Genomic DNA, 21900 nt, shown 5'->3' with positions numbered 1-21900 from the left:
TCGGTATGGGCCTACACTCGCTGTTGTAGTTCTGATTTCTTGATTATATAAGTAAGTAGATGTAGAAATCAGACTACAAAGGCGAACGCTTACGCTGTTACGACTCCATACCGACTCTCCGGTCATTGTTCCAACATATTCAAAGCCTGTTCTAAACCTACGCTAACCAGAAAGGAGCAACTTTCATGGCTTCCTTAACCAAAACCAAACCGCAAGACTTTCACCGCCTATCTCCGATCTGGAACGTCTTGTTTAATCTCATCGCCGGCATCTTCGCGCTGGCCTGCGTATTCCCGTTTCTGTTCGTCATGATCATCTCGTTCACGGATGAGAAAACGCTCGCCCGGAACGGGTATTCCCTGTTTCCGGAGAAATGGAGCGCCGACGCGTACAGCTACCTGTTCAAGGCGGGCGATCAATTGCTTCGGTCGTACGGCGTTACGATCCTCGTGACGGTCGTGGGCACGGTCATCAGCCTGATTATGATCTCGCTGTTTGCCTACGCCATCTCGCGAAAAGGATTCAAATACCGCAACTTCTTCTCCTTCTTCGCCTTCTTCACGATGCTCTTCAACGGCGGACTCGTGCCGAGCTACATCGTGACGACGAGGCTGCTTGGCTTGGAAAACTCGCTATGGGCGCTGATCCTGCCGCTTGCGGTCAATGCGTTCTACATCATGATCATGCGCACGTTCTTCTCGACGATGATTCCGGACGCGATCGTGGAATCCGGTAAAATCGACGGCGCGGGGGAGTTCGGCATCTTCTTCCGTCTGATCGTGCCGCTGGCGCTGCCGGGCTTGGCCACGATCGCGCTGTTCAGCACGCTCGGGTATTGGAACGACTGGTTCAACGCGCTGCTTTATATCGACGACCCGAGCCTGGTTCCGCTGCAGTCGATGCTGATGCGGATCGAGAACAGCATGCAGTTCATTCTCGCGAACAGCAACAACGCCTCGCTCGGCGTGGGCGTCCTGCAGTCGATGCCGCAGGATACGTCGCGGATGGCGATGGTCGTGCTGGCAACCGGGCCGATCGTGCTCGCCTATCCGTTTTTCCAACGGTACTTCGTCCAAGGTTTGACAGTTGGTGCCGTTAAAGAGTAATGTCATTAATGGAAAAAACGAGGGAGAGATAAAGAGACATGGAACAATTCCGACTACCGAAAATCGACATGCCGGCGCTGCCGCTGCCGCAATCCATTCAGGACGTCCTCGCGGAAGCGGAGACGAGACTCGCGCACCGGCCGAAGCTGCTGCAGCTGTTCAAGAACTGTTTTCCGAATACGCTGGAGACGACGACGAAGCTGCTCGATGACGGCACGACGTTCGTCATCACGGGGGATATTCCGGCGATGTGGCTGCGCGACTCCGTCGAGCAAGTGATGCATTACGTGCCGTTCGCCAAGGAAGACGCCGATCTGCGGCGCATCATCAGCGGGCTGATCAAGCTGCATATGCGCGATATCGTCATCGATCCGTACGCGAACGCGTTTAACGAAATGGCGAACGATTGGCATTGGAACACCGACGACAAGACGGATATGTCCCCGTGGGTGTGGGAACGCAAATTCGAGCTGGACTCCATCTGCTTCTCGATGCGTCTTGCTTTTGCCTATTGGAAAGAAACCGGCCGAGCGGATATCTTCGACGCGGACTTCAAAATCGCGATGCGCGCGACGGTCGATCTGTGGAAGCGGGAGCAGCTCCACTTCGAGCGCTCGCCTTACCGCTTCGAGCGGGACAACGGCATCATGCACGATACGCTCCAGAACGACGGCCGCGGCATGCCGGTCAACTATACGGGCATGGTCTGGTCGGGCTTCCGTCCGAGCGACGACGCCTGCGATTTCCATTACAACATTCCCGATAATATGTTTGCCGTCGTTACGCTGCGCCAAATGCGGGAAATCGCCGAGTTCGTGTTCCGCGACCTGTCGTTCGAGAAGGAGATGGCGAAGCTCGAGCGCGAAATCGACCACGGCATTCAGCTGTACGGCATTTACCGCCATCCGGAGTTTGGGCCGATCTATGCGTACGAGACGGACGGCTTCGGCAATCATTGCCTGATGGACGATGCGGGAACGCCGGGGCTGATTTCGATTCCGTATCTCGGTTACGTAGACGGCGACGATCCGATCTACCAGAATACGCGTCGTTTTGCCCTTAGCAAAGAGAACCCGTTCTATTACGAAGGTACTGCGGCTCGCGGCATCGGCAGCCCGCATACGCCTCCTGGCTATGTCTGGCATATGGCGTTGTCCATGCAAGGGTTGACGGCTTCTTCGGACGAGGAGAAGCTGGCGATGATCGCGCTGCTGGAAGCGACGGACGCGGACACCGGCTACATGCACGAAGGCTTCCATTCGGACGATCCGACCGTGTTCACGCGCAAATGGTTCGCTTGGTCCAACAGCTTGTTCTCTCAGCTGGTGTACAAGGCGATGAAAGCGGGGCTGCTCGATGCCTAAATTGACGACCCCATCGACGCGATCAACGGCATCGTCAACGCCATTGAGTAGCAAAACGATTCTGTTCTACGACGGCGCCTTCCCGGGCGCCGCTGTCGTAGGGGCTGCAGACTTGGAACAGCTGCGAGGGATTGGCGACGTATGCACGGCAGACGAGCTGGCGGACCGCTTGAGCGAAGCGGACGGCGGCGTATTTGTCACGCTGCACGCCCCTTATTTTCCGAGCGCGAGCTGGGAGGCCTTGCTCGGTTTCTTGAAACGCGGCGGCGGCTTGATCAGCGCTGGCGGCGCGCCGTTCCGTCTGCCGGTGAGGAAGGAAGCCGATGCGTGGGTGATCGAGCCGGAGCAGACCGCCTATCATCGGCAGCTGCGCATTCACGAGGCGCTGCCTGTTCAAGCCGCGCCCGTAACCGCGCTTGCGGCGACGAATGATATCCCGCTATTCCACGGCCGCGAGGCGCTGCTTGACGTATCTGATACGTGGAATCTGGTGCCGCATGTCACGAAGACGAGCGATCTGCCGCATCAGATGGGATCGGCGGGTCCGATGGATGCTCATATTTACCCGGTGCTGAAGGGCATATCGGGCGAGGGACGCGAGGTTGCCGCGCCGGCCGTGCTATGGGAGAACACGAAGGGCGATTTTGCCGGCGGCCGCTGGTTGTTCGTCAATCAGCCGCTTGGCGGGGAATTCTTCGCGCGCGGCGGAGCTGCGGCATTGCAGGAGTGGGCGTCGTTCTGCGCGGCGGGCGTGACCGAGCTGTGGTTGAAGCCGAGCTACGCGTCCTATGAGTTGAACGAACGGCCGATGCTGACGCTGCAGGCGCAGAAGCTGAGCCGCGGCGGTGAACATAACAGTACGCCAGCATTGAAGACGAGCTGGACGTTTACGATTCAAGTTCATTATCGCGACATAGAGCCGGCGGCGTTCCTATATGTCCATCAAGCGGACATCGGCCAGGCGCTCGAGCTGGTCCGGATTCCGCTTCCGCTCGACTTGCAAGCCGGTTATTACCGCGTATCATGCACGGCGGTTTCGGCTGAAGGCGAGAAGCGAGTGCTGCGTCAAGGCTTCTGGGGAACGGATGCCGAGCTGCTTCGCACGGGCGGCCTGCTGACGCGCGGACGGGATTATTTCGAGAAAGACGGCCATCCGATGCCTGTCGTCGGCATGACCTACATGACCTCCGACGTTGCGCGCAAGTTCCTGTTCCTGCCGAACGTTTCGGTCTGGGACCGCGACATGGCGCAAATGCGCAAAGCCGGCATCAACTGGATTCGCACGGGGATTTGGACGGCATACCGCAACATCATGCAGGTCGACGGCCATGCGTCGGAAGAGGTATTGCGCTCGATCGACGCTTTCTTCATGACGGCGAGGAAGAACGGACTGCAAGTGACGTTCACGTTCTTCTCGTTCACCCCCGAGACGTGGGAAGGGGTCAATCCTTACCTCGATCCGCGCAGCGTGGAAGCGCAGAAGCGGTTCATTCAATCCATCGTCAGCCGCCATCGCGACACGACGAACGTGGATTGGGATTTGATCAACGAGCCGTCGATGTTCGATCCGCCGCGGATTTTCTCGGACGGACCGCGGTCGACCCGCGATCGCTTCGAACGCGAGGCGTATACGGCTTGGCTTGCGGAGCGCCATGGTTCCGTCGAGGCGCTGCGAGAGCGCTGGGGAATGACGCCCGGCGAACTGCCGGACTTCGCTTCCGCCGGCATTCCGGAGCCGGAGGAGATCAACTTCGACGTGCAGGATATGCACCAAGGCAAACGCGGAACGCGCTGGTTGGATTATGTCCTGTTCTCCATGGACATGCATAACCGCTGGGCTGGGGAGCTTGTTAATGCCATTAAGGAAAGCAATCCCGAACAGCTCGTCACCGTCGGTCAGGACGAAGGGCTGGGAGCGCAGCGTCCTTCGCCGTTCTTCTACGAGGAAGCGGTGGATTATACGACCGTTCATTCCTGGTGGTTGAACGACCATCTGCTGTGGGACGGCATCTTTGCCAAAACGGCGAATAAACCGAACGTGATCCAAGAGACGGGCATCATGTACGTGGAGACGCCGGCAGGCTTCGCGAAGCGTTCCGAGGAAGAGCTGCGCGCCATGCTGGAACGCAAATATGCTTACGCGTTCGCGACGGGCGGAGCAGGCGCGGTGCAGTGGATTTGGAACACCAATTTCTACATGGACAACGCGAACGAGTCTCATATCGGCGCACTGCGCGCCGACGGGACGGAGAAGCCGGAAGCCGACGTCTCATACCGGTTCGGCAGCTTCATGGCGGACATTCGCGACCTGTTCCGGGATCGCGAGCTGGAGGACGTGGCCGTCGTGTTCCCGTACTCCAACGATTTCTCGAACCGCAAGCTGGCGTTCGATGCGACGACCCGCTTGACGCGCGTGCTCGGCTACGAGCTGAAGGTGCCGTTCCGCGGCGTGTCCGAGTATCATCTCGACGTGCTGGAAGCGGCTCCTGCGAAACTGATCATCGTGCCGTCTGCGCATAACTTCGATGACGAAGCGTTTGCGCAGCTGCTCGACATCGTGGACCGGACGGCGGCGACGCTGCTCTTCACCGGCCCGCTTGGACTCGATGCGTATTGGCGCTCTGCGGAGCGGTTAGCGGCAACGTTCGGCGAGCGAAAGCTCGGCAATGTCGTCCGCGAAGAACGGATCGCCATCGGCGAGAAGGCTTATCCGGTATCCTACGGTCACCGCAGAATCGCCGAGGTACTTAAGGAAGCTGTCGTCGATAAAGGATCCGTTCCGGCGGGCGTAGATGGAATCGTCGAATCGGCATACGGCCAAGGTCGGCTGATCTGGTGTCCGCTGCCTGTCGAGCTGAATGAACGCATCGAGCCGGTCGCGGCTCTATACAAGCATGCGCTCGAAGCAGCCGGCTGCGAAGCGGAGCTGACTTGGCTCAAGGGCGGAGATTTGCCCGGCGTTTACGGCCGGAGCCTTCGTTTCCGGGACGGCGAGCTCTTCGTCTTCGTCTCCGAATACGCGCATGAGGCGCAAATCGAGGTACAAGCCGCTTCAACCGGCAAGACGTATTCATTCGTGCTGGAACGGGAGCGGGCGGTTATGTTCGCCGTTGATTCGGACGGCCGCGTAACGTCGGTCTACCGGCCGGATGAAGTGGACGTGCGGACGAAGGCATAGCAGCGCGCTGGCTAGTGGCAGAGCGTGATTCATTGTCAGGCAGCACATAAGGTGGAAAGCAGTAACGAATGGAACAAGGAAGGGTGACATTCATCTTGGCGAACGCAGATAACAGAAGAACGGCGCATATTATCTCGCATACCCACTGGGACCGCGAATGGTATTTGCCTTACGAGAAACATCACGTCCGGCTGATCGCGCTCATGGATACGCTGATGGACACGCTGGAGAACGATGCGGAATATCGCAGCTTCTACTTGGACGGGCAGACCATTATCATCGAGGATTACTTGCAGGTGCGCCCCGATCAGCGGGAACGGCTGGAGAAATGGATCCGCGAAGGCCGCATCCACATCGGGCCTTGGTACGTGCTGCAGGATGCGTTCCTGACGAGCAGCGAAGCGAACGTTCGCAACCTGCAAATCGGGCATCAGGATGCCGCGCATTACGATACGATCGCCAAGATCGGGTATTTCCCGGACACGTTCGGGAATATCGGCCAAGCGCCGCAGCTTATGCGGCAGGCGGATATTGATAACGCGGTGTTCGGCCGCGGCGTAAAGCCGACCGGCTTCAATAACATGGTATCGGATGCCGCTTACGAATCGTCCTTCTCGGAGCTCGTCTGGGAAGGACCGGACGGCTCGCGCGTACTCGGTATTTTGTTCGCCAACTGGTATAGCAACGGCAACGAAGTGCCTGCCGACGAGGCGGAAGCCAAGGCTTACTGGGAGCGTAAGCTGGCTGACGCGGGCAAATACGCGTCGACGGAACAGCTGCTGTTCATGAACGGCTGCGATCATCAACCGATCCAGACGGACCTGTCCGAAGCCATTCGCGTGGCGAGCAAGCTTTATCCGGACACGGATTTCGTCCATTCGAATTTCCCGGATTATCTGGCTTCGCTGCGGTCGTCGTTGAACGATAAAGAGCTCTCGGTCGTTCGGGGCGAGCTGCGCAGCCAGCGGACGGACGGCTGGTCGACGCTCGTGAACACGGCTTCGGCCAGAGTGTACTTGAAACAGATGAACCAAGTCGGTCAGACCATGCTGGAGAAGGTTGCCGAGCCGCTGGCAGCGTTCGCGCATACGGCGGGACGCGCCAAGTATCCGCAGCATTTGCTTACGTACGCGTGGAAGACGCTCATGCAGAACCATCCGCATGACAGCATCTGCGGCTGCAGCGTCGACGAAGTGCACCGCGAGATGGTTACCCGGTTCGACAAGAGCCGCCATGTCGCGGAGACGATCGTGGACGACAGCGCGCTCGCGCTTGCCGGCGCCGTCGATACGAGCGCATTCGCCGCGTTCGGCCGGGACGCGCTGCCGCTCGTCGTGTTCAACACGACGGGATGGAAGCGCAGCGGCGTCGTGGAGGTCGAGCTGGACGTTGCGCGCGTCTATTATCGGGAAGGCATCAGTCCGACCGAAATGATTCGCATGATGAAGGGCATCGCCGTCACTGGGCGCACGCTCGTAGATGCGGAAGGCAAGGCTATCTCCTGCACGATGGAGGATCTTGGCCTGCAATTCGACTATGAGCTGCCGGATGACAAATTCCGCCAGCCGTATTGGGCGCGCCGCGTGAAGCTGACGTTCGAAACGGCAGCGGTGCCGGCACTTGGACTGAAAACCTTCGCTTGGGTGCTTGATTCGGCTGACGCGCCGCTTGCGGCGTCGCTCGTGACGGGATCTCGCTCGATGAGCAATGGAACGCTTGGCGTCGAAATCGCCGAGGACGGCACCTTGGCAGTGACGGACTTCGCAAGCGGCCGTACGTACCGCGACTTGTTGATCTATGAAGATGCCGGCGACATCGGCAACGAATACATGTTCAAGCAGCCGGACAACGAGCCGGCGCTGACGACCAAAGGCCTCGCGGCTGAAATTCGCGTCCTCGAGGACAACGCCTATCGCGCGGCGTTCGAAATCGTGCATCATTGGTCGATTCCGGCTTCGGCCGACGAGCTGTTCGAGCAGGAGAAGCAGGAAGCCGTCTATTATCCGGAGCGCAAAGCAGGGCGATCGACAGCGCTTGTGCCGTTTACGATCCGCTCCGTCGTCAGCCTGGAGCGTTCCGGTTCCGGCGTTGGCATCAGCGTCACATTCGATAACCAGGCGAAGGACCACCGCGTCCGCGCGCTTTTCCCGACGGACCTGATCTCGTCGGTTCATCGAGCCGACGCCATCTTCGAGGTAGCGGTTCGGGACAACGAACCGGCAGCCGAGTGGGAGAATCCGAGCAACGCGCAGCATCAGCAGGCTTTCGCCGATGTCAGCGACGAGAAGCAAGGACTTACCATCGCGAACAAGGGCTTGAACGAATATGAAGTGCTGCGCGACGGCCGCAACACGATTGCGGTCACGCTGCATCGTTCCGTCGCGGAACTTGGCGACTGGGGCGTGTTCCCGACGCCGGAAGCGCAGTGCCTCGGCGTCCAGACGGCCGAGCTGCTGATCCTTCCGCATCAAGGTGACGGCGCGGCATCCGGCGCGTACGCTTCGGCTTATCAATTCCAGACGCCATGGACGTCCGTGCAGACCGGCGTTCATGACGGAACGCTCGCACCTGTTCATGCTTTTATGGCTTGGGAGGGAGAGGGCATCGCGTTCTCCTCGGCGAAGATCGCGGAAGCGTCAGGCGATCTCATGCTGCGTTGGTTCAATCTGCGACCGGAGGCGGCTGTGCTTCAAGTTCGCTCGAATGTCGTAGAGACGGCAGCTGCATACAAGAGCGATGTGTTGGAGCGCGCTGGCGAACGCATCCAACCGCTGGATGGCGATGCCGCCGCGGCGTTTGCGGCAGAGCTTGGTCCTTGCGAGATTTTCACCGTCGGGATCGTGTCCGCGAAGAGCTAAGGGGATGTGAATTCACCGTTTAGTACGGGCAACGACAAGCATTAGCTTGCTTATGAGGATCGGGTCAGCTTCGGCTGGCCCTTTTTGTTTACGGTTTTATTTCGGTTTCTATGTTGCAGGTTTTAATTTTCGTTTTTATTTGACGTGCTCAGAGGAACGTTTCTCCCAACCGGAGAAGTAATATGATGGGAATTGCGAATCCCCGCACAGCCGGAAATTTTCGTTATTGCGACATCTTCGACCTGTTACGAGGGAGTTATGGGACCAAAGGGTTACGAAATTCGACTAAATTCGATAAATTCGGATACGAATAGTTCCTAAAGACTAGTTAAAATCTTCGGATTTCATTGAATTATGTCGAATAAAAGGTATAATTTAACACAACGGTATTTTTTGGTTGTTCGCTTTCGTAGGTCGCAGGTCGTGAAACAAATACTGCTGGGGGTGCTTTCTTGCTATACGATGGTCATCTCCTTGTCATACTGGTTCTGCTCGTCGTTCTCCTCTTGTTGTCGATCCTGATGTATCGCAGAAATCGCTTCCGAAGGGAGAACCGGACGGCAAGGAAATACGAAGTGCTGTATCAGATGTCGCCTGCGCCGATTCTCATTTTGGATCGGCATGCCCGTATTCATGAAGCGAACGCCAAGGCGGAGGATATGTTCGGTTTCGCCCAAGAAGCTCTTCATCATTACGGTTTAGAGACGTTCTTCCTTCCTGAAGACCGTCGATTATTCAATGAGCTGTATGGCCGGGAGTTCCCTCATATTCGCTGGCAGGGCAAGGAGATGGCGATGCGGGGAGCGGGCGGCGATACGAAAATCGTGCTGATCGACATGGAGACCATGGAGGAGAACGGGGAGTCCTACGCGATCGCGATCATTCGGGATATTACGCTTCGCAAAAGCATCGAGAAGCAGTCGGAGTATCTGGCGCATCACGATATGTTAACCGGACTGTCGAATCGGTTTGCCTTCCAGCAGGCGCTGGACGAAGCGCTAGCCGCCAAGAACGACGCCTCGACCTTCGATGCCGTGCTGCTCGTCGACCTTGATCGGTTCAAGCTGATCAACGATACGCTTGGCCATCAATGCGGCGATGACGTGCTGAAAGTGATCACGGAACGGTTTCTCGGGTGCTTGAACGGAGATTCGCTGTTGGCGCGCGCGGGCGGAGACGAATTCATGGTGTTGGTGCGCGGCGCAGCGGAATTCGACGAGATCATCCGGTTGGCGGAGGAGCTTCAGGACGTGCTGGAAACGCCGGTTTCTCTGCTCGGCAGCGACTATTACATTACCGCGAGCATCGGAATCAGCTTATTCCCGGGCGATGGCGATACGGTGGATGCCGTCATCAAGAATGCGGATATTGCGATGTACCATGCCAAAACGAGCGGCGGCAGCCAGTATCGGTTATTCTCCAAAGAATTGAACGCGTCGATCAAACGCATGGTGGATATGGAGGCGAGCCTGCGCAAGGCGTTGGATGAGAATGAGTTCTATGTCTTGTATCAGCCGCAGACGGATATCGAGAGCGGGGCTATGATCGGGGCGGAGGCGCTCGTACGCTGGAATTCCAAGGATTACGGCGTCGTGTCCCCGGCGGATTTTATTCCGCTCGCGGAGCAGACCGGCTTGATTTTGAAGCTTGGCCAATGGGTGATGCAAGAAGCCTGCAAAGAAGCGAAGCGGTGGGAACGGGCAGGGCGGACATCGATGACCGTATCGGTCAACGTATCGGCGAAGCAGTTCATGCAGCCGGATTTCGCGGACATGGTCAAGGGCATCTTGAAGGAAACGGAATTGGATGCGAGGAAGCTGTGCATCGAAATCACGGAGAGCGTCGTCATCGACAAGCTGAAGTTTACGCTGAAGATGCTGGACGATCTGGTAGCGCTCGGCGTCGAAATATCCATCGATGATTTCGGGACAGGTTATTCCTCCTTGAGCCTGCTGCGCCAGCTGCCGATTTCCGTCATCAAGATCGATCAGTCGTTCATTGCCGAGATGGTCGATGTCCATTCGGTTCGTTCCGTCGTTGCCGCCATGATCACGATGACGCATCATCTCGGCAAGACGGTCGTCGCCGAAGGCATCGAATCGGATCAGCAGATGACATGGCTGCGTGAAATGGGCTGCGACAAAGGGCAGGGCTATTTCATCGATAAGCCGCTGTCGGCAGACCTCATGCAAACGAGACTGCGGAAAACCTCATAATCGACGCGAATGCGAACAAGTCTCCAATAAAATCAGAACGCGAACAAGTCACTAATAAAATCAGAATGCGAATACGTCACAAATAAAGCCCCGGGCGACAAGGATGTACACTTGTTACCCGGGGCTTCTGAATTTGGAACTTGGACGGTGATTCGGCGTCTAGTTCATAACCGCCTTCATGTGCGCTTCCGTAATGGACCAGTGGGAAGCCGTCCAATACTTGGCTTTGTCTTTCACGAGAATGATTTGCGGCGATTCATGCTTGACCGCGATGTCTTCGGCGATTTGATTGGAGACAGGACGCGACTCGATCACTTTGACAAGCACGTAGTCCGTATCGCCGGGAGCCTCTTCGCTGTTTAAGTAGTTCGTGAATTCATTGTACGCGTTCGCGCTGACCGGGCAAGTCGTGCTATGTTTGAACACGACGAGCGGGCGGGAGGCGGAGCCTTCAAGCGCGGCATTCCATTCCTCGATGGATTGAATTTCTTTGAATGGTTGGGACATGTCGCATTCTCCTAACTGTTATGAAATGAGTTACAGTACTGCTTGCTCATCATCATACCACAACGAGAAGTGCGGTACCACTCTTGTCCCGTCGTTCCCATGATGCTATTTTTGCTGGAGAAGCATACTCCATAGGTCGGCCTGTTCGTAGCCGAGCCGCCATGCGGCAACGCCTGCCAAATCATACTTTTGCGCGATCGCGACACGGGCTTTAACGGTGGAAGGCGTTTCCGCCCAGAACACATGCGTATAGCCGTCCGCGGCATTATATCTGTATTTGACCTGTCCGGAAGCCGCGTCGTACGTGCCCGTCGCGCCGGTGGACTGGATCAGCTGGGCGATGCTTTTCATGAGGATGGCTTGGCTGCCCGCAAGCTTGCCGGAGGCATCGATGCTCCATTCGCGAACATAGAACGGAACGCCGAGCATCAGCTTGCTTCGAGGGACGCCGTAAGCCAGGAACTGCTTCACGCCTTCCTCCGTCCAGGCGAGCTCCGCCACGGATCCAGCCTCGTCGCCGCCCTGCCAATGCTGATCGTACGCCATAATCATGATCATGTCCACGATTCCGGCCAGCGCGGCCTGATCGTAGGCCGTCTGGGCATCCCAACGGATGTCGCCGCGCGGCAAATCAATGGAAACCGTCAGTCCGGCTTGATGCGCGGCGGACGTTAATGAACGAATGAATGCGGTATAGAGCGCGCGATCGCCGCCGGCTAGCCCTTCGAAGTCAACGTTGACGCCCGCCACTTTTAATGCCGAGAGCTTGGCCACGAGCTTCGTGATGAACCGCGTCTTCGCGGCAGCATCGCGCAGGAATGCGCTGGTCAGCTTGCTGTCGAATTGATTGCTGACGAGCGGCGTCAGCTTGATGCCGGACGAACGAAGCGAGCTGACGAGCGCCGGATCGGAAGCATCGGTAAAGGAGCCGTCGGCAGCGGCGAGTTCGAACCAAGACGGGGAGTCGATATCCAATCCCTGCGTTTGGCCGATTTGGTCCATTACGGTCTGCGTGCGGGAAGAGCCGTTCCAGCCGAGATAGAGCAGCTGCTTGGTATTGTCCCAGACGGTGCGGCTGTCTGCCGTAACGACAATGCTATCCCTGTATTGCGCGGCATACGGAACGGCGCTTTTCAGCGTATGGAAGTTCTTCAGCAGCTTGTTTCCCTGGAAGACGGATAAATAAGGCATGTTCGTCCACCAGGGCACGCCGTCCTTCAAGACGGTAGCGCCGGATAACGTTTTGGCATACGCGATCGCGCTATATATGCTATTGTAAGAGCCCAGCACGGGACCGGACTGAATGACCGTAAAGGAAGGTTCATTGCGATGCACGACCTTATTCGTCGACGTATTGACGACCGTACTGCCGGGGCGGCTGGCAGAAGCACGGATCGCATCCAGCAGGAATCCGTACGTTTTGGCTCCGAGCTGCTCGCCGTCCTTCATTAAGCCGTATTTCGGCGCGGCTGCGCGTTGCGCATTTTCCTGAGCTGCCGTCAAATTGTCCCACACCCATTGGTTGGTGGACAGATCCATGATGTGGCTGTTCGCAAAGGATTTGGCAGCTTTCTTCGCGTCGGCAAGCGTCGCGAACGACCAGGCATCCGTTGTATTGTCGCCTTGGTACAGGCGGAAATTCGGGAATTCGGCTTGAATGAAGCCCGGCGCCTCCATGTCGCGGATTTGGGCGAATCGTTTGCTGGCGGCGTAATGCTTCGCTTCTGCCAACGTCTTGAATTCGCGGCCAGGGGATGAGATGCCGTTCTCATAGACCTTGTACCTCGGGAAATTGTCCCACAGCCATTGGCGGCCCGTAATTTTCTCGACATGGGAATAGGAGAACGATTTGGCGTAGGTGATGGCGCTTGTGCTCGTCGTAAATTCGCGGAGCGCTTTGTCGTTCTGGTAGACGCGGTAGTTCTTCGTGCTGTCGGAGGCGGCATGCGCGTCCGATGCGGCGAACGTCGTCAAGCCGGCTTGCAAGGCCAGGGAAACGGCGATAACGGAGGTCCATTTGATTCGATTCTGCATATGCGTGTACGTTCGCTCCTCTCTCAAACTACGCAGTTAGACGCAATATGTTGGAGGAGGTTGCGTTATTCGACAATTTTCTCATAAATGAGGAGAGAACGGCTGTCGAAACGGCCGAGAGGCGATTCCGAAGCCATAAAAAAACGGGGCAGCGTGAGCTGCACCCGTCGGTGTATCCTAAATCCTAAAACTAAATCCTAAATCTTAAATCCCAATCCTTTGTCTGGCATCAATCTTCGATGTCCGCCCAAAATTCCTCGTCGGCGTCCAACGTGATCTGAGAGCGGAATTTGCGAAGCTGGTACTGCTTCAGCAAATATTGCTCGATCGCCTCCAGCAGATTGGCCTCGACCAGGTACTGGCTGCGGCCTTTCACCCATACTTCTGCGGTATAGCCGTATTCTTCCTCCCATGACAGCTGCACTTCGACATCCGTCGGCGAGACGCCTCTGCGTTCTGCCATATGGAGGCAAACGGCATTAATAATCTCGTCGGTGTAGATCCGCATTGTTAATAAGGTCTCCGATGCTCGGGATTCGCAGGCTTATTCCGGTTTCGGAAGTAGCGGACGATACCGAGGATCAGCACGATGCCGACATAGATGGCGAGTATGTTGATCAGGAAGCCGAATATGTTGCCGAGGAAGCCCATGTTGCCGAACAAGCCGCCGAACATCATGCCGGCCAAGCCGCCGATCATGAGTCCTTTCATGAAGCCGCCGCCGCTGAAGAATCCGCGGTTCGCGTTCGCCGTCGTGCCCGATTTCGTCGTACCCGAGGTGCCCGACGTGCTCTTGTTTACATTGTCCGCAGGCTTGGCCGGCGTCGAAGAATAACTCTTCTTCGGCGATTTGAAGCCGCCGCCGCGCGGTTTGGCATCTGCGGATCCGACGCTGACCACGAAGAACAGCGCGAATGCCATGAAAATCATAATCCCCTTCTTCATCTGCAAATCTCCTCCTGTTATTCATAAGCTGCTAGGCTTATTGCACTTCAGTACAATTACGAATAATATAATCAAAGGTTTCAGTTTTCATTCCCGTTTCGGAATAATGACGGAATAAATGGGGGATCAGGGTGGACAATGGACGATATCCGGTCGATTACGAGTCGTATTTATATGAATTTCATGCTACGAGAGACTATTTCGAGTGCCACGAGCTGCTCGAGGAGTATTGGAAGAAGCATCCCGACGACGGATACGGCAATGCATGGGTCGGATTGATTCAACTCGCCGTAGGCTCCTATCATCACCGCAGGGACAATTTCCGTGGCGCTTCGAAAATGTACCGCCAAGCCTTCCGCCGGCTGGAAGCCGGGCAACTGACGCAGCTCGGGATCGACGGCGAAGAGCTGTTGGCACGAATTGACCGGAGAATTGCCGAAGCGGAGAGCGGGGAGGCATTCGCGGATTTGGCGATTCCGATCGCGGATCGGGAGCTGCTGAAGCGGCTCCGGGACTCGGCCGAATCGGAAGGCAACGTCTGGGGAGCGCCAAGCGCCGCCGATGAGGCGCTGGTGCACAGGCATAGTCTGCGCGACCGCAGTGACGTAATCGCCGCTAGAGCGGCTGCAGCCGCGGAGAGAAGTCGTCTAAGAAGGGGCTGATGCCTGCAGCTGCCGTGCCCGGAAGGTTGTCCGCATTTATGAATGGACGCGTTCGCTGAAGACGGCATACTTCATTAAAATAAAAAAGCTTAGCGCCGCAAGGAAACTGCCCCTTGCGATGCTAAGCTTCTTTTGAATGCCGTTTAATCCTGGTAGCCGTCAACCACGAGATCCAACTTGCCCGTGGTCGGGTGAATGATCATGCCGTGGACCGGGGTGCCAGGCGGCAGAAGCGGATGGTTCTTGATAATGCCTACGCTTCGTTCCACGCTGTCCTGCACGTTGTCGAAGCCGGTCAGCCAGCGTTCGAGGTGAATGCCCGAATTGTTCAGCGTGTCGATCGTGTTTTCCGAGATTCCCCGCTCTTTCATGTGCGAGAGGACCACATCGGAATCGAGTCCCGTCATGCCGCAATCGTGGTGGCCGATGAGGATGACTTCTTGGGCGCCGAGCTCGTAGACGGCGACCAGGATGCTGCGCATGATGTTGCCGAACGGCTGCGTGACGATGGCGCCGGCGTTCTTGATGATTTTGGCGTCGCCGTTGCGCAGGTTCAACGCCTTCGGAAGCAGCTCCGTAAGCCGCGCGTCCATGCAGGTGACGATGGCGACTTTCTTATCGGGGAACTTCGTGGTCAAATATTGCTCGTATTCGCGGTTTTCCACGAATTGTTCATTAAAGGCTAACATGGTTTGTACAGTACTCAAGCTGGTTCCTCCTCCGAAATATCCCACAAGTATGCCGTTCATCTCTCTTTTGTAGCTGTCATGCGCGGTCGTTATTGCTTTATTGCTTGATGAAACGCAAATTCGAGGTGTAAATTTGACTGTCGCTTTTCAGGACGAACGCATTGCGCGACGCTTGATAATCGATCTTGAGCTCAGGCTCGAAGAACACTTCGTAATTGGGCTCGTACCATACCGAGTAGGGGGTACCTTCGCCGAGCGTATCGTTCTGTTCAGGCGCGTTGACCGCAAGCAGCGTCGGCACGCCGTTCATGACGCAGCCGCAGCCCTCCGTATCATATAGAAGCTTCAAGCTCTTGCTGCCGTCCGCAAGCGGTTCGGACAGCTTCTCCACAGCGCTGGGAGTAAAAGTAAAATGCATGATAAGGACTCCTTTCCGCGAAGTGAATGGCTATGTAGGATTAAAGTTGATTATACGGTTTGCAAAAAGTATGATCAAGTAGGAGCGGGAATACGACGCTGGAAAGGTGATGATAGCATTGACGACAACACAGAATAACGAAGTGCTGGGACCGTTTATCGAACGCATCGGATTGATCAAGAGCTATGAAGAAGCGCTCGCGGTACTTTATTGGGATCTGCGCACGGGAGCGCCCCGCAAAGGGATGGATGTCCGTTCGGAGGCTATCGGCAATCTGTCCGGACAAATGTTCAAGCTCTCTACTGCCCCGGAGCTGGGCGAGTGGCTGACTGCCCTCGAGAAGCCGGATACATACGAGACATTGAACGAAGTGCACCGGCGTCTCGTCACGGAGACGCGCAAGGACTACGACCGCAGCGTGAAAATCCCGCCGAAGCTGTATCAGGACTACGTCGTGCTGACGTCGCAGGCCGAATCGATGTGGGAAGAGGCGAAGACGAACAGCGACTATGCGTCGTTCGAGCCGTTCTTGGACAAAATCATCGCTTATACGAATCAATTCATCGATCTGTGGGGCGTTAAAGGCACGCGCTACGACACGCTGCTCGATGCCTATGAGCCGGGCATGACGACGGAGGAGCTTGACCGCGTATTCGGCGGCTTGCGGGAGAAGCTCGTTCCGCTGTCCGCGGCTATCGCGGCATCGCCGCATCAGCCGGAGACCGGATTCCTGCAGCAGAAATACCCGAAAGAAGCGCAGAAGAAATTCAGTCTGTTTATTTTGGAGCAGATGGGCTTCGACTTCGCCGCGGGCCGGCTGGACGAAAGCGCCCATCCATTCGCTACGGGCTTGAACCCCGGAGACGTGCGGATCACGACGCGATACCTCGAGGGCGACGTGACCAGCGCGCTATTCGGCACGATTCACGAAGGCGGGCATGCGCTTTACGAGCAGAACATTCGCAAGGATTTGGTCGGCACGACGCTCGCGACGGGAACGTCCATGGGCATCCACGAATCGCAGTCGCGTTTCTGGGAGAACGTAATCGGCCGTTCGATGAGCTTCTGGAGCCGCTATTACGGCGATTTGCAGCAGCATTTCCCGGGCCAGCTGGACGTGTCCATGGAGGAGTTCTACCGCGCGACGAACGTCGTGGAGCCTTCGCTCATCCGTATCGAAGCGGACGAATTGACCTACAATCTGCACATCATCATCCGTTATGAGCTGGAGAAGCTGATTTTCAACGAAGGCGCGAAAGCGTCCGAGCTGCCGGCGCTGTGGAATGCGAAGTACAAAGAGTACCTCGGCATCGAGCCGCAGAACGACGGCGAAGGCGTGCTGCAGGACGTACACTGGTCAGGCGGCGCGTTCGGTTACTTCCCGTCTTACTCGCTGGGCAATATGTACGCCGCGCAGATTACCGATACGCTGGAGCGCGAGCTGCCGGAATTCTGGTCGCTCGTGGAGCAGGGCAATCTGCTTCCGATCAAGGAATGGCTGACGGATAAGATCTATCAATACGGCAAGCTGAGAACGCCTTCCGAATTGATCGAGGGCATTACCGGCAAGCCGCTGGATCCGGATTATCTCGTTCGCTATTTGGAGAAGAAGTACGCCGCTATTTATAAACTGTAACGATCGGTTTACTGCCGGGAGGACCCCTTTCGCCTATGGGTGAAGGGGGTCTTTTCTATGGATAATAGGCAAGACGAGTCGAACTTGAACATTGCCTGAGACCTCATCATGGCAAATCGGACTCTTGGCCCTGCTGTTCCTTGTCCATGAGCCGTTTGAGCTTCGACTCCGTCGGCGAGTCGGGAGCAGGCGTATAGATGCTGCATCGCAGATCGTTGTTGCCCTGCAGCTGCAGCGAGGTCAGATGGAACAGCATCTTGCCTGCCTTGGCATGGCGGAATTCGATCAGCACCTCGGGGGCCGCGCTCACCCGGCTTTTCTCCCAAAGCGGATTGAAGTCGGGGTAGGCGGCAATCATATCTCGCAGGAACGACTCGTACCAGTCGTCATCGACGTATTGTCCGTAGTAGGCGCGGAAGATGGCCAGGAAGCCGCTGACGAAATGCTCCCAGTTGCCGGCGAGGCGGCGAAATTCCTTGCGCTCGAACAGCAGGGCGATCATATTGCGCTGCTGTTCCGGAATAAGCTCGAAATCCATGAACACGTGCGCGGCGGCTTCATTCCATCCGACGATATGGCAATGTCGGTCCGAGATGATCGTCGGGCACGTGCGAAGCTCGTCCAGAATTCGACGCAGCGGAGGGCTGATACGGGCCGTTTCCTCGCGCAGCGCGGTCGTGCCGGCGCCTGTTTCAAGCGCGAGCGCGAACAAATATTTGCGCTCGTCGGGATCAAGGCGCAGCGCGGAGGAGACGGCTTCCAGCACGGAAGCGGACACCTTGATGTCGCGGCCTTGCTCCAGCCATGTGTACCAGGTCGGACTGACGCCGGCGAGCTGGGCGACCTCCTCCCGGCGCAGTCCCGGCGTCCTGCGGCGCGTGCCGGGCGTCAATCCAGCCTCTTCGGGTGTCCGTTTGGCGCGCTGGGCCATCAAGAAGCTGGAGAGGGCTTTCAATCTAGCATGCGGATTCATGATCAGGCTCCTTTCTTCCGTTATCCCGTGCTCTATTGCATCCATTGCTGCACGTATCGTGGTGGTGTTAGTAATTATACTAGGATAAACGACAACTTGTAATAGGATAACATGTATGGCAACATAGCACCACAAGGATAGTTGAAGGAGGAGTTCGAGATGGAGAAGGTTGTTATTACGGGCATGGGCGTCGTTTCCCCGCTGGGCAACGATGTTCATACGTATTGGGAAGGCTTGAAACGGGGTGAATCTGGCGTGGCCGCGATCGACCGCTTCGATGTATCCAATCATCGCGCTCGTATTGCGGGGCTCGTAAAGGATTTCGATGCGGAGGCTTTATTCGGCAAGAAGGAAGCGCGGCGTATGGACCGCTTCAGTCAATTCGCGCTGGCGGCAGCCGATCAAGCCTGGGCGGATGCCGGGCTGGACGGAGCGGACATCGACGTCGAACGCGTCGGCGTCTACGTCGGCTCCGGCATCGGAGGCTTGGAAACGCTGCTCGCTCAAGATGCGGTGCTCACGGGCCGCGGGCCTGACCGCGTCAGTCCGACGCTTGTCCCCATGATGATCGCCAACATGGCTGCGGCCATGATCAGCATTCGCTTTGGGCTGCACGGCCCGACGCTCGCGCCTGTTACGGCGTGTTCGGTTGGCAATACCGCAATCGGCGAAGCCTTCCGCCTCATCCGCCATGGTTATGCGGATATCGTTATCGCAGGCGGGACGGAAGCGGCGGTGACCGAGATTTCGCTTGCGAGCTTCGGGAACGCGACGGCATTGTCGACGCGCAACGACGAGCCGCATAAGGCCAGCCGGCCGTTCGACGGCGGCCGCGACGGATTCGTCATCGCGGAAGGAGCAGGCATCGTCGTGCTGGAATCCGAGTCGCATGCCCGCAAACGGAAGGCGCGGATGTACGCCGAGATCATCGGCTATGGCGCGAGCTCCGATGCGTATCATATGGTAGCGACGCATCCTGAAGGCTTCGGACCTTACTTGGCCATGAAGGCAGCGCTGAAGGAAGCGGGAATCAGCCCGGATCAGGTGGACGTCATCTTCGCTCATGCGACGAGCACGGAGATCGGCGATCTGTCGGAGACGCGGGCGATTAAGCGGATGTTCGGCGACAAGGCCTCCGGCATTCCGGTAACCGCGGTGAAATCGATGACCGGCCATATGCTCGGCGCTGCCGGCGGCACCCAGGCAGTCGCGCTGGCGAAGAGCCTGCAGGAAGGCATCATTCCTCCGACGATCAATCTCGATCAGCCCGATCCCGAATGCGACCTCGATTACGTGCCGCATCAGGCGAGGCATAAGGAGCTCTCGATCGGCATAAGCAACTCGTTCGGTTTCGGCGGCCACAATGCGGTCATCGTCGTCAAAGCGGTTGACTCCCCTCAAGCGTGAAGGGTACCATAGAAGAACAATCGAAGCCGGAGCGGTACGCTCGCGGCTTTTTTCGAACGATGCATGATGGCGGCTTCGGTATGTCATCCGCATCTGCTAAGGAGAGCGCTGCATGTTGGGAATTCGAGTAATCAAGACCGCGATTGCCGCGCTAGGCGCGCTATACACCGCCTATTATTTGGGACTGAATCCGGCGCTGTCCGCCGGTCTGCTCGCGATCCTCGGCGTCGAGGTGACTCGGCTTCGGGGGCTGAAGAGCGCGTTTGCGAGGTTCATGGCTTCGGTGATCGGTCTGATCTTCGCGTCCGGACTGTTCATGACCTTCGGGTTTCATCTCTGGACAATCTCCATCTTCGTCTTGCTCGCGTTTCCGATTCTCTCTCGCGCAGGCTTGAAGGACGGCATCGCCACGAGCGCCGTCATCGTCTTTCACGTCTACGCCCGGGAAGAAGTGACGCTATCGCTGATCGGCAATGAAATCATGCTGCTGCTCACGGGGCTCGGCTGGGCGACCGTCATTAATTTGATCTACATGCCGAAGGATCAGCATATATTGGTAGAGCTCCGGCATAAGACGGAAGAAAATTTCGCCATCATTTTCCGTACGCTCGCCAAGACGCTGCGCGATCCGTCCCTCGTCTGGGGCGGCGAGGAGCTGCTCAGCGCGGGCCGCGGGATCGAAGAAGGCATCCGCCGCGCGGAGATCAGCCGGGAGAACCGGATTTGGCAGCATGGGAGCGATTATCACCGCTACTGGTCCCGCTACTTCGACATGCGGCAGCAGCAGCTGGAAGCGATCGGGAATATGCTGGGTCAGCTCGCCTTCGTGTACGAGAAGCTGCCGCAGGGCGAATTGACCGCGGAGCTGTTCGATCATCTATCCGGCGACGTGAAGTCGGAGGTGTACGAGGGCGGCGTGGAAGAACGGATCAAGGCGTTGGAAGCGCGTTTCCGGGCGATGCCGCTTCCCGCGACGCGCGACGAGTTCGAGATGAGGGCCGCCTTGCTGCATCTGCTGCTGGAACTGAAGCGGTATCTGGCGATCGCCAAACGGCTCAAAAAGCAAAAAGACAGCCTGAAGACTGCCTCCGAACGCGGAGCAGCAAAGGCTGAAATGACCGAATAGACGACTTGAGAAAGCAGGCTAAAGCCGTTTCTTCCAAAGCGTCTATAAAATTTGTACAGGTCAAAAAGAAATAGTCACCCTAGACGAATGTCCTGCATACACTTTAATTGAATGATTGTATGGAGGAGGTTAGATCGATGGCTTATGCAGATAAACAGCTTAAGGCTAGAGAAATAATTACCAAAGCTGTCTGCGGAAAAGGTCGTAAGTTTTCCACAGTAACCCACAACGTAACGCCGCCTCATCATCCCACTAGCATACTGGGAGCGTGGATTATCAATCATCAATACGAGGCGGTCCGTTCCGGAGACGGGATCGAGGTTATCGGTACTTACGATATCAACATTTGGTATTCTTACAACAAAAACTCCCAAACCGACGTAGCAAAAGAGACGCTTTCTTACGTTGAACATGTGCCGCTTTCCTATCTGGATCCGAAGCACCGGGCTTCGACCGAGGAAGTGTCTGCGGAGTCGACGCAAGAGCCAAATTGTATCGAGGCCAACATTTCGTCCAGCGGTTCCGGCGTCGTTATTCGCGTGGAGCGCGAATTCGCGGTTGAGCTGGTCGCCGAGACGAAAATCTGGGTAGCTACGCTGCCTGGCGGATCCGAGGACGGAAAAGATTACGAGTATGGCGACGACGGCGACTTCGAAGATTTGGATCCGGAGCTGCTCGACGACGAACTGTAATTTTCGCGGGTTACAGGTCTGATGTATCGTATGCGCATGCAGGGAAAGATTCGAGGGCGAGAGCCCTCTTTTTTTTCCAAAAATATGCG

At 56.9% G+C, this 21900-nt stretch carries 17 protein-coding genes; 10 read left to right on the top strand and 7 right to left on the bottom strand.

The window, feature by feature from the left end; all coding sequences use genetic code 11:
- The first annotated feature begins 185 nt into the window (after positions 1–185).
- From AC0YNU_RS02035 to AC0YNU_RS02015, 5 genes are all read left to right on the top strand, one after another.
- Positions 186–1106, top strand: coding sequence for a carbohydrate ABC transporter permease (locus AC0YNU_RS02035; RefSeq protein ID WP_475752642.1), 921 nt, complete (start codon positions 186–188; stop codon positions 1104–1106).
- 38 nt (positions 1107–1144) lie between these two features.
- Positions 1145–2470, top strand: a complete 1326-nt coding sequence (locus tag AC0YNU_RS02030) for a glycoside hydrolase family 125 protein (protein ID WP_475752641.1) — start codon at positions 1145–1147, stop codon at positions 2468–2470.
- Positions 2463–5648, top strand: coding sequence for a beta-galactosidase (locus tag AC0YNU_RS02025; protein ID WP_475752640.1), 3186 nt, complete (start codon positions 2463–2465; stop codon positions 5646–5648). The genes AC0YNU_RS02030 and AC0YNU_RS02025 overlap by 8 nt, the downstream gene beginning before the upstream one ends.
- A 95-nt stretch (positions 5649–5743) precedes the next feature.
- Entirely contained in the window at positions 5744–8506 is a 2763-nt protein-coding gene (locus AC0YNU_RS02020; protein ID WP_475752639.1) for an alpha-mannosidase, read from the top strand.
- Between the two features lie 452 nt (positions 8507–8958).
- A complete protein-coding gene (locus AC0YNU_RS02015; RefSeq protein ID WP_475752638.1) occupies positions 8959–10722 on the top strand; it encodes a putative bifunctional diguanylate cyclase/phosphodiesterase in 1764 nt (587 codons plus the stop codon).
- A 159-nt stretch (positions 10723–10881) separates the two neighbouring features.
- On the opposite strand, the gene ytxJ is transcribed toward AC0YNU_RS02015, so the two are convergent.
- From ytxJ to AC0YNU_RS01995, 4 genes are all read right to left on the bottom strand, one after another.
- Positions 10882–11229 carry a bacillithiol system redox-active protein YtxJ gene (gene ytxJ, locus AC0YNU_RS02010; protein WP_475752637.1) on the bottom strand — a complete coding sequence of 116 codons (348 nt, stop codon included), beginning with the start codon at positions 11227–11229 and terminating at the stop codon, positions 10882–10884.
- Positions 11230–11334: 105 nt separating this feature from the next.
- Positions 11335–13263: a glycosyl hydrolase family 18 protein gene (locus AC0YNU_RS02005; protein WP_475752636.1), complete on the bottom strand. Its 1929-nt coding sequence runs from the start codon at positions 13261–13263 to the stop codon at positions 11335–11337.
- A 229-nt stretch (positions 13264–13492) separates the two neighbouring features.
- On the bottom strand, positions 13493–13771 hold the full coding sequence (locus AC0YNU_RS02000) for a YxcD family protein (protein ID WP_161694458.1): 279 nt from the start codon (positions 13769–13771) through the stop codon (positions 13493–13495).
- Between the two features lie 2 nt (positions 13772–13773).
- Positions 13774–14208 carry a hypothetical protein gene (locus AC0YNU_RS01995; protein WP_475752635.1) on the bottom strand — a complete coding sequence of 145 codons (435 nt, stop codon included), beginning with the start codon at positions 14206–14208 and terminating at the stop codon, positions 13774–13776.
- Between the two features lie 131 nt (positions 14209–14339).
- Here AC0YNU_RS01995 and AC0YNU_RS01990 point away from each other — a divergent pair, with 131 nt between their 5' ends.
- A complete protein-coding gene (locus AC0YNU_RS01990) occupies positions 14340–14870 on the top strand; it encodes a DUF309 domain-containing protein (RefSeq protein WP_475752634.1) in 531 nt (176 codons plus the stop codon).
- A gap of 143 nt (positions 14871–15013) precedes the next feature.
- Here AC0YNU_RS01990 and AC0YNU_RS01985 read toward each other — a convergent pair whose 3' ends face one another.
- The gene (locus tag AC0YNU_RS01985; protein ID WP_475753926.1) at positions 15014–15559 is read right to left on the bottom strand and encodes a beta-class carbonic anhydrase; all 546 of its coding nucleotides are present in this window, start codon (positions 15557–15559) and stop codon (positions 15014–15016) included.
- Between the two features lie 97 nt (positions 15560–15656).
- The gene (locus AC0YNU_RS01980; RefSeq protein WP_475752633.1) at positions 15657–15977 is read right to left on the bottom strand and encodes an iron-sulfur cluster biosynthesis family protein; all 321 of its coding nucleotides are present in this window, start codon (positions 15975–15977) and stop codon (positions 15657–15659) included.
- A 109-nt stretch (positions 15978–16086) separates the two neighbouring features.
- Between AC0YNU_RS01980 and AC0YNU_RS01975 the strand changes: the two genes are divergently transcribed.
- The gene (locus AC0YNU_RS01975) at positions 16087–17613 is read left to right on the top strand and encodes a carboxypeptidase M32 (RefSeq protein ID WP_475753924.1); all 1527 of its coding nucleotides are present in this window, start codon (positions 16087–16089) and stop codon (positions 17611–17613) included.
- 106 nt (positions 17614–17719) lie between these two features.
- Here AC0YNU_RS01975 and AC0YNU_RS01970 read toward each other — a convergent pair whose 3' ends face one another.
- Positions 17720–18586, bottom strand: a complete 867-nt coding sequence (locus AC0YNU_RS01970) for a helix-turn-helix transcriptional regulator (protein WP_475752632.1) — start codon at positions 18584–18586, stop codon at positions 17720–17722.
- Positions 18587–18745: 159 nt separating this feature from the next.
- Here AC0YNU_RS01970 and fabF point away from each other — a divergent pair, with 159 nt between their 5' ends.
- From fabF to AC0YNU_RS01955, 3 genes are all read left to right on the top strand, one after another.
- The gene (gene fabF, locus AC0YNU_RS01965; RefSeq protein WP_475752631.1) at positions 18746–19993 is read left to right on the top strand and encodes a beta-ketoacyl-ACP synthase II; all 1248 of its coding nucleotides are present in this window, start codon (positions 18746–18748) and stop codon (positions 19991–19993) included.
- A 112-nt stretch (positions 19994–20105) separates the two neighbouring features.
- Positions 20106–21119, top strand: a complete 1014-nt coding sequence (locus AC0YNU_RS01960; RefSeq protein ID WP_475752630.1) for an aromatic acid exporter family protein — start codon at positions 20106–20108, stop codon at positions 21117–21119.
- A gap of 137 nt (positions 21120–21256) precedes the next feature.
- A complete protein-coding gene (locus AC0YNU_RS01955) occupies positions 21257–21811 on the top strand; it encodes an outer spore coat protein CotE (protein ID WP_475752629.1) in 555 nt (184 codons plus the stop codon).
- Positions 21812–21900: the final 89 nt, after the last annotated feature.

Source organism: Paenibacillus sp. J31P316, from assembly GCF_056269105.1.
The sequence above is the reverse complement of the archived record's forward strand: the minus strand, read 5'-3'. Positions and strand labels throughout refer to the sequence as shown.